We start from the raw sequence: 1,035 nt of genomic DNA on the forward strand, positions 1-1,035 counted from the left end.
CTGCGCGAACGACAACGGCAACCGACCCGGCCGCACCACCCCACGCAACGCCACACCCGAAGAACCCACCGAACCCAACAACCCCGCGAGACCGGCGGGGGTGGGGTCCTCGAAGAAGTCCTTGAGCGACACCGGGGTGTCCAGGGCGGCACGTACGCGGTTCAGAAGGCGGATCGCGGCCAGTGAATGGCCACCGCGGTCGAAGAACGACTCCTCGGGTCCCATGACGTCGACGCCGAGCACATCGGCGAACAGCCCGCACAGGATCTCCTCCTGCGGGGTCAGCGGCCCCCGGCCCGCCCCGACGCCGTGGTCCGGTGCGCCGTCGGTGGGCGGTTGCCCGGCCGTGGTGCGGACGAGTTCGCCCGTGCGCGTCCAGCGGCCTCGCTCGCCCGTCGGCCCGAGCCAGCGACCCGGTGGCCCGAACGGGTCGGGCACCATGCCCTCGCCGGGGACATCGCCCGCTTCGTACACCTGCGCGTACACGCCGGGCGGCACCGGGCGCAGGTCGCGGTCCAGGACGTAGACGTCACCGGCGCCCCACTCCCGGAGCACCTGCGCCCGCTCGGCCCCGTCCAGCAGATCGATCTCGCGGACACGCAGTTCCTGGTCGGCCACCACCGCTTCCAGCAGGCGCAGCAGGCGGGCGACGAGGGATTCGGCGGTCTCCGGGTCGAACAGGTCGAGGTTGTAGTCGAGGGTGCCGGTCATGCCGGCGGGGGCGCCGTCCGCCAGGGTCTCGCCGAACTCGAAGTCGAGGTCGAACTTGGCGGCACCGGTGTCCACCGAGAGGGGTTCGGTGGTCAGGCCCGGGAGCCGGGTCGTCACGTCGAGCGCGGCGATCTCATCGGCGGTGTTGCAGGTGAGTGCGGTCTGGAAGAGGGGGTGGCGGGCCGCCGAGCGTTCCGGGTTGAGGATCTCGACGATCCGCTCGAACGGCACGTCCTGATGAGCGAACGCCGCCAGATCAGCCGCCCGCACCCGACCCACCAACTCACGGAACGACGGATCACCCGACACATCCGTACGCAGCAC

General features: G+C 71.4%; 1 protein-coding gene. It reads right to left on the minus strand.

Annotated features, from left to right (window positions below; translation table 11 throughout):
- Window positions 1-1,035 (minus strand): condensation domain-containing protein (locus ACZ3IC_RS34205; protein ID WP_467422635.1); only part of this gene is annotated, 1,035 nt, incomplete at its 3' end.

The sequence above is a fragment of the Streptomyces sp. NPDC002958 genome (assembly GCF_055563255.1).